Annotated in this window: 7 protein-coding genes; 4 read left to right on the forward strand and 3 right to left on the reverse strand. The window is 55.3% G+C overall.

Features of this window, described 5'->3' with window-relative positions; genetic code table 11:
- Window positions 1-26: 26 nt before the first annotated feature.
- Window positions 27-794, reverse strand: a complete 768-nt coding sequence (locus FSY45_RS22115; protein ID WP_003067131.1) for an MSMEG_1061 family FMN-dependent PPOX-type flavoprotein — start codon at window positions 792-794, stop codon at window positions 27-29.
- Here FSY45_RS22115 and FSY45_RS22120 point away from each other — a divergent pair.
- From FSY45_RS22120 to FSY45_RS22135, 4 genes are all read left to right on the forward strand, one after another.
- Window positions 793-1,590, forward strand: a complete 798-nt coding sequence (locus FSY45_RS22120) for a helix-turn-helix domain-containing protein (RefSeq protein WP_034362435.1) — start codon at window positions 793-795, stop codon at window positions 1,588-1,590. The two genes, FSY45_RS22115 and FSY45_RS22120, sit on opposite strands and share 2 nt — an antisense overlap.
- Before the next feature lie 1,679 nt (window positions 1,591-3,269).
- Window positions 3,270-3,878, forward strand: a complete 609-nt coding sequence (locus FSY45_RS22125) for a TetR/AcrR family transcriptional regulator (RefSeq protein ID WP_039049046.1) — start codon at window positions 3,270-3,272, stop codon at window positions 3,876-3,878.
- Between the two features lie 49 nt (window positions 3,879-3,927).
- On the forward strand, window positions 3,928-4,617 hold the full coding sequence (locus FSY45_RS22130) for a type 1 glutamine amidotransferase domain-containing protein (RefSeq protein WP_039049045.1): 690 nt from the start codon (window positions 3,928-3,930) through the stop codon (window positions 4,615-4,617).
- 3 nt (window positions 4,618-4,620) lie between these two features.
- Window positions 4,621-5,598 carry a zinc-binding dehydrogenase gene (locus tag FSY45_RS22135; protein WP_039049044.1) on the forward strand — a complete coding sequence of 326 codons (978 nt, stop codon included), beginning with the start codon at window positions 4,621-4,623 and terminating at the stop codon, window positions 5,596-5,598.
- A 186-nt stretch (window positions 5,599-5,784) separates the two neighbouring features.
- Here FSY45_RS22135 and FSY45_RS22140 read toward each other — a convergent pair whose 3' ends face one another.
- Window positions 5,785-6,339, reverse strand: coding sequence for a VOC family protein (locus tag FSY45_RS22140; protein WP_046461525.1), 555 nt, complete (start codon window positions 6,337-6,339; stop codon window positions 5,785-5,787).
- A 19-nt stretch (window positions 6,340-6,358) separates the two neighbouring features.
- Window positions 6,359-6,820 carry a zinc-binding dehydrogenase gene (locus tag FSY45_RS22145; protein ID WP_255443399.1) on the reverse strand — a complete coding sequence of 154 codons (462 nt, stop codon included), beginning with the start codon at window positions 6,818-6,820 and terminating at the stop codon, window positions 6,359-6,361.
- Between the last annotated feature and the right edge of the window lie 64 nt (window positions 6,821-6,884).

A 6,884-nucleotide genomic window follows, 5' to 3' on the forward strand; every position in this document is an offset into this window, starting at 1 on the left:
CAGAAATAGAGCGAAGCTGTGAGCGCTCAGTAAAGCTCGGTTCTTACGGCACTTGAGTAGCGCTCATTTGCGTGAACGATCTGCTCTGATGTGAATTGAGCGTCACCCTGCAATTGGGCCAGGCCAGCCATCACGTCTCCGACTGTAGGCAGATGATTGGGGTCCAGATGACTCTCGTCGCGCCACAACCGGGCGCGATTGATGGCTCGTCCACAGTGGAACAGCACTTCATCGATCCGAATCACTATTGCAGTTTTTGGCAGCTTGACCCCTTCTCGCAACTCTTGCATCAAGTCACCATCGGATGAAACTCGACCGCGTCCATTGATTCGCAAAAAGGTTTCCAGACCAGGGAAGAGAAACAGCATCGCCAACCGGTCGTCATCCTGAAGATTGCGCAAGGAGGCAATGCGATTGTTGCCGGGCCAGTCCGCAAAAACCAAGGTGCGTGCATCCAGTACCCGTACGAAACCGGGAGGACCTCCGCGTGGCGATGCATCCAAGCCATTCCCATCTCCCGTGGCAAGACAGAAAAACGTCGCTTTTGCCAAATACGCCTTGTGGAAATCCATCAAATGATCGAGAACCGCTTTTTGAATTCGCTCCGTTGGGCGCGCGTACAGCCGATTCAGATCAACCGCATCTGACCGACTGCTCTTGTGCAATCCTTGATCTGCCGAGTCTTTTGATGAAGGCACGTGAAACTCCTGTGTTTGAGGAAAGTTGCAAGCGTAGGCCCAGGTGATATGGCGGCTGTAGAATTTATCGGCCATTAGATAACTCAAATCCGCCATGCCTGATCTCATGCATCTGTTGGGCTCCTATATGGACTCCCCTGACGGGCCCAGTGTTGTAGCGGCCACTCGGATGCTGGAGAGTGAACTCTCTTCCGAGATGCATCAGCATGCACGCGGTCAATTGTTTGGTTCAATCAAAGGCTTGATCTCGGTGCAGGTCGATGGCGGTCTCTGGGTGGTGCCGGCCATACATGCCGTTTGGCTTCCTCCCCATCATGCTCACGCGGGGCGCTCCTTCGGCCCCTACCATGGCTGGAGCGCCTATGTGGCAGAAGCCGCATGCGCCAATTTGCCGGCACAGCCCTGCATCATCCGGGTATCGGGCCTGCTGCGCGAAGCGGTGCTGCGTATTGCCAGCTCCATGTCGCAAGCCTCCGATCAATCGAGTCAAGCACAGTCACATATATGCGCTGTGGTTCTGGACGAGATCAGAAGCCTGCCGGTTGAGGAGTTTGGCCTGCCCATACCAGCAGATGCGCGTCTGCAGCGTATCGCCAAAGCTTTGATAGCCAATCCAGCCGACGAGCGCAACATCGATGACTGGGCAAGTTTCGGAGCCATCAGCTCGCGCACTCTCAGTCGCAGGTTTGTCAGCGAGACAGGCTTTAACTTCACTGCCTGGCGCCAGCGCGTACGCCTATTGCGATCACTTGAGATGCTTGCCGAAGGCATAAGCATTACAGCCATTGCACTGGATCTCGGCTATGCCAGTATCAGCGCTTACATCAGCCTGTTTCGCCGGACCTTCGGTGAAACGCCGGCATGTTATCGATCACGCTTGAAAGCCGTTTAGCAGGGATCAGTTGAGTCCTCAGGCCAAGGCAGACTTCACACTTTCATTTGCTGCAGTCGTCTTGTTCAACACCGCATCGCCGAAGCTTGAGTGTTGAATCTCAATAAAAAAAGCGCTCACAAGGAGCGCTTTTTTACGAGGAGAAGGAGTCTAGGCTTTGCTGACGCAACCTAGCTCCACAGAAAGCCGCATGGATACCAGATCGCTGCCTACGACTTCAATTGCCCCGAATAGCTATTCCAACCAATTAATGTCGTAAACACAGGGCTAGGATACATGCGGCTTCCAAGCTGCCTCTTTGTACAAGCTGCGTACTTAATGTCGTAAACACCTCCCGACCACAGAGACTAGCTCACTTTTTCTTGTTGCTGCGCGGTCTAAATCGACTCGATTTTTAACTTCTAGTGCGTCCATGCCGAGGAAGTCCCGTCAGAAGCATTTCCATGTCTTTGCTCGCTATCGCTCGTAATTTGAGCTAACCCTGGACATTTCCTCCGCATGCTTGGCACGGGTTGATTAATCGTGAATTGTCCGTCTGACTTCGATCAAAGCAGCCAACCTTATTGCAGCGCAGGAATTAAGACTCCCTCTTCGCTTAGCCACGCACCTGCTTCCACCGCACGCCATACAACTTCACTCACATCGTGCGTGATCGCACTGGAGCCACGTGCAACATTGGAAATCATCAACATCGCCAAGCATGGGTCATCTTCTGGAGGTGCACACAAGCGATATCTTCGACCGGAGTCGGTCCTGACAACCCTCCGAGGAAGATCGATTGCACTAAGTGCGGTTGTCACTCGAAATGACCCGGAGTCCAGTTGTGCCGCAATGCGCAGCAATCCAGAGCTGAGTTGCAGGATGCGCCAGTGGTACAGGTCAACCTCGGCCTGCGACTCAACGCTCGGTGCTTGACGGCAGTTGCTAACGTAAATCAGCATGGTGGCCTCCATGAAGCAGCAGAAACTTACCCCAAAATAGCCTAAAGCATACCGACCGCTTTACAACATCTTTTGTCAATGATGACCTAGCCCTGGGAGGTTACGTTGTCCTCAGGAATTCATGTCCATGGCAATGCAAATCGACTGTTACCTCTCAGTGAATTCCTGTCGACTGCTTAGTTCCGACTACCTTTCTGTACCAGCGGGCACAAATCACAAGAAAAGATGGGTTACGCGTACCGAGAGCTCGGGCCAAAAGATCAATCTTGCAAGTTTAGGTTTCACTCGTAGTTATTGGTCAATCTTGGCCTTTGAAAGGAGCCTCGGTGCTGCTCCTAGCATGCCGACCGCCAAGTTTTCTTAGCTGGCAGTTTCAGGCTGATCTTAGTCATACATGGTCCGGTGTTTGCGCGACCGCAACGCCCCATTGCTGTCGTTCGTGCATCAGCAGCCAATGTCTACTGCGCAGCGATTGCTTCTGCTCATGGATGCATCGTGACCTTATCGATTCCCGATCCATTGTGGTCATTCGCGCACAAATGCTGGCCGCTTTCAAACGGTAGGTTTCAGGTAGGCAGCCGACATTGGTCGGCGTTTACGCTCCAGTTGAGTACCCGAGGTCAGCAATCAAAAATTGATACGGGTGGCCTTGAACGGGCTTCCGACAAAGCCATGTAGCCAGCATGGGTCATGCTCTAACAAATTAGAGACGACCGGTCTATTTTTATAATCACGTACATGATCCTCAGCAAAAAGGCCGAAGTGACACGTCAGCACATTCTCGATACCGGGTATCGATTGGTGCTGCACAAGGGCTTTGCAGGTCTGGGCCTGCTCGAAATTCTCAAAGCCTGCAACGTGCCCAAGGGTTCGTTCTACCACTACTTCTCGTCAAAGGAAGCCTTTGGCTGCGCGCTGCTACAGCAGTATGTGGAAGGCTACGGACAAAAGCTCAATGACTTGCTCGGAGAAGCCGGCAATGGCCGTGAGCGTCTGATGCGGTACTGGGATGCCTGGATTTCAGCACCCGGCAATCCCACGCTTGGATGGGCCGAGGAATGTCTTGTGGTGAAGCTCGCTGCCGAAGTGGCCGACCTCTCCGAAGACATGCGCTTGGTGCTCGACGCCGGCGTGCAGCGTCTGCTGGCGAGAATCGCCTCGCTGATCGACGAAGCCCGTGAAGATGGGTCCCTGCCCGCCGGCAAGCCGTCACCTGCGCTTGCCCGCGCGCTGTATCAAATGTGGTTGGGGGCAGCGCTTCTAGCCAAGTTGAGTCAAGACAAATTGCCGTTGCTGGAGGCACGCGACACCACCGAGCGCTTGCTCACTTGCACCTCTGCATACTGAATCATGGAAGCAAAGAGCCACTGTATTTCCGACACCTAAGGAGTCATTGATGAAAGTTCTGTTTGTACTCACGTCCCACGACAAGCTGGGCAGCACCGGTCACAAGACGGGGTTCTGGTTGGAGGAATTCGCGGCCCCCTACTACGCATTGAAAGATGCAGGAGCCATGATTACGCTGGCCTCGCCTGCTGGAGGTCAACCGCCACTGGACCCCAAAAGTAATGAGCCTGCAGCCCAAACTTCTGCCACCGAGCGGTTTCGCCAGGACACCGAAGCGCAGGCCGCTCTAGCTTCGACAGTACCTTTAAATCAGGTCAGCGCCACCGATTTCGATGCCGTGTTCTACCCTGGCGGCCATGGGCCCCTGTGGGACCTGGCCAACGATCCCAACTCCATTGCCCTGCTGGAGGCCTTCGCGCGTGCCGGCAAGCCACTCGCCCTCGTCTGCCATGCGCCAGGTGCTCTGATCAATGTCCGGGCTGCTGATGGACAACCATTGGTCGCCGGTCGTCATGTCACAGGCTTTACAAACAGCGAAGAAGCGGCGGTCGGCCTGACCACCGTCGTACCCTTTCTTATCGAAGACGTGTTCATGCGCTTGGGCGCTCGCTATGAGAAAGCGCCGGATTGGCAGGTGCATGTCGTCACGGATGGACGCCTGATCACGGGACAGAATCCGGCCAGCTCCGAGGGCGTGGCCCATGCCTTGTTGTCCATGCTCGCTCATCAGGAGAAATAAGTCATGCGCAGTGCTATCCATACCACTTTTGGCGAACCTTCCGAGGTTCTCGAGCTCATAGATCGTCCCATCCCACAACCGGGTCCCGGTGAAGTGCGCATCAAGACCTTGCTGGCGCCAATCCACAATCATGACCTCTGGACGATCCGCGGCAGCTATGGGTACAAGCCTGAACTTCCCGCTATTGGCGGCAGCGAGGCCGTGGGCATCGTCGATGCACTGGGTGAAGGCGCCTCAGGCGCGACAGTGGGACAGCGGGTCGCCGTCGCGGGAGTCCACAACACCTGGGCGGAATACTTTCTTGCGCCTGCCAATGTACTGGTGCCTATGCCGCCAGCTATTCCCGATGAAGCTGCAGCGCAAATTATTGCGATGCCACTGAGCGCATTAATGCTGCTGGAGTTTCTCAATGTCGAGTCGGGACAATGGATCGTGCAAAACACGGCGAATGGCGCGGTCGGAAAGACTTTGGCAATGCTGGCGAAAGCACGCGGTGTGCACGTCTTGAACCTGGTTCGGCGCGATGCTGGTGTACAGGAGCTTGCCGCCCTGGGCATCGGCAATGCCTTGTCCACTGCACAACCAGACTGGCAGGAACGCGCTCGCTCCATTCTTGGCGGCTCGCTGGCTAGTGCGGCCGTGGACTCCATTGGAGGCTTCGCCAGTGCATCCCTGCTCGCTCTATTGGGTGAGGGAGGAACCCTGGTTTCCTTTGGCACCATGGCCGGTGAGCCCATGCAGATCGACTCCGGATCTCTGATCTTCAAGCAAGCAACGGTGAAGGGCTTCTGGGGTAGCAAGGTCAGTCAAGCCATGACACCTGACAACAAACGGCGCTTGATTGGCGAACTGCTGCAGCGGGTATTGTCGGGTGAGCTCAAACTCCCGGCAGAAGCCATTTTCGATCTCAATGATGCTGCTCAAGCAGCAGCCGCAAGCTTGCAGCCGGGCCGCAAAGGGAAGGTCTTGCTAAGAGCCTAAGTGATTGTGATGCTGGCTCCTGACGCTAAGGAGCAAGCAAAATATACAACTGCTTATCGATTGCAGCGGCACAACTTTCTGCCATGGGAAGGGACAAGCCAATACAGCATTGAGGACATTGCTCAATGCCGATGGCCTGCCGCTTTTCCAAGTGCTGGTCCACCTCTCGTGGTGAAGCCCTGCCTACTATGCGTTCCTGGTAGCCTGACGACGCTGCTCAAACTGGGCTGCCCACTCGGCCACAGGCATAAAGCTCGGGTCTGTGCGCACGACCTGTTCAGTCTGCGCCCAAATGGCTTCATCACTCTGCTCTAGATCTAACGGATCTCCATGGGGCTGACTCACATACCAAGGCGTGTCCAGGTAAACCTCCACGGTGTTGTCCTCAGGGTCCATGCAGTAGATCGAAAGCGCATTGCCATGGTTCAGACCGCGCATCTTCGTTGCCCCCAAAGCCAGTGCCCGACGCCGCGCTTCGCGCAACTGGTCAATGGATTGGACCTTGAACGACAGTTGCATCACGGTGCTCGGCGAATCGGCACCGCGTCCTCCGGCCAACACCAATTGATGGTGTTGATCATTTCGCCCGCTCAGAAACACGATCTCGAAGCGAAAGGTCACGCCCACACCACGGTCGGTTTCTTGCATATCGAATACGCCCGTGTAGAAGGACTTCATCACTTCCAGATCGCGGCAAAAGATACCGAAGTGGGACAGGTTGGCGGTATAGGGTTGGTTCATGCTAGCGAGCTCCACGGAATCAGGGAATGAGGACGAGCTTGCCCAGAGTGCCACCGCTATCGAGCAGCTCGTGAGCCTGTCGAGCTTGTGCCAGCTGCATATGCATGGCACGTGGTGCACTCACAGAGCCGCTCGCCATAAGCCTGATGGCTTCCTCCATCAATCCTCGGCGTTGCTTGATGTCTGCATCTACCGCATGGATAGAGAAAGTGCGAATGGCCAAGCTTCTGGCTAGCAATTTGCGCAACTCGTCGAACATATCAGCAGACGGGGGGCCTGCCAGAATGTTGTACGACACCGCCATACCTGACGGGGCCAGAGAGCGCAGACAAGCGATAAAGAGATCGGCACCCACATGGTCGAAGGCCAAATCAACGCCTCGTCCAGCAGTGAGTTCCATCACCTGCTGAGGCAGTGTCTGTTGATTTCCACCCAGAAGTGACCCACTAGCCCCCGGTTTTTCCATCTCAATCTGACCCACGCATTAACCCTAGCCTGCTGCTTTCTTGTGCAGCAGGAGACCAGGAGTGATTGACGTGGCTACT

Origin of the sequence: Comamonas sp. Z1, from assembly GCF_008121555.1 — a bacterium.
GTDB lineage: Bacteria > Pseudomonadota > Gammaproteobacteria > Burkholderiales > Burkholderiaceae_C > Comamonas > Comamonas thiooxydans.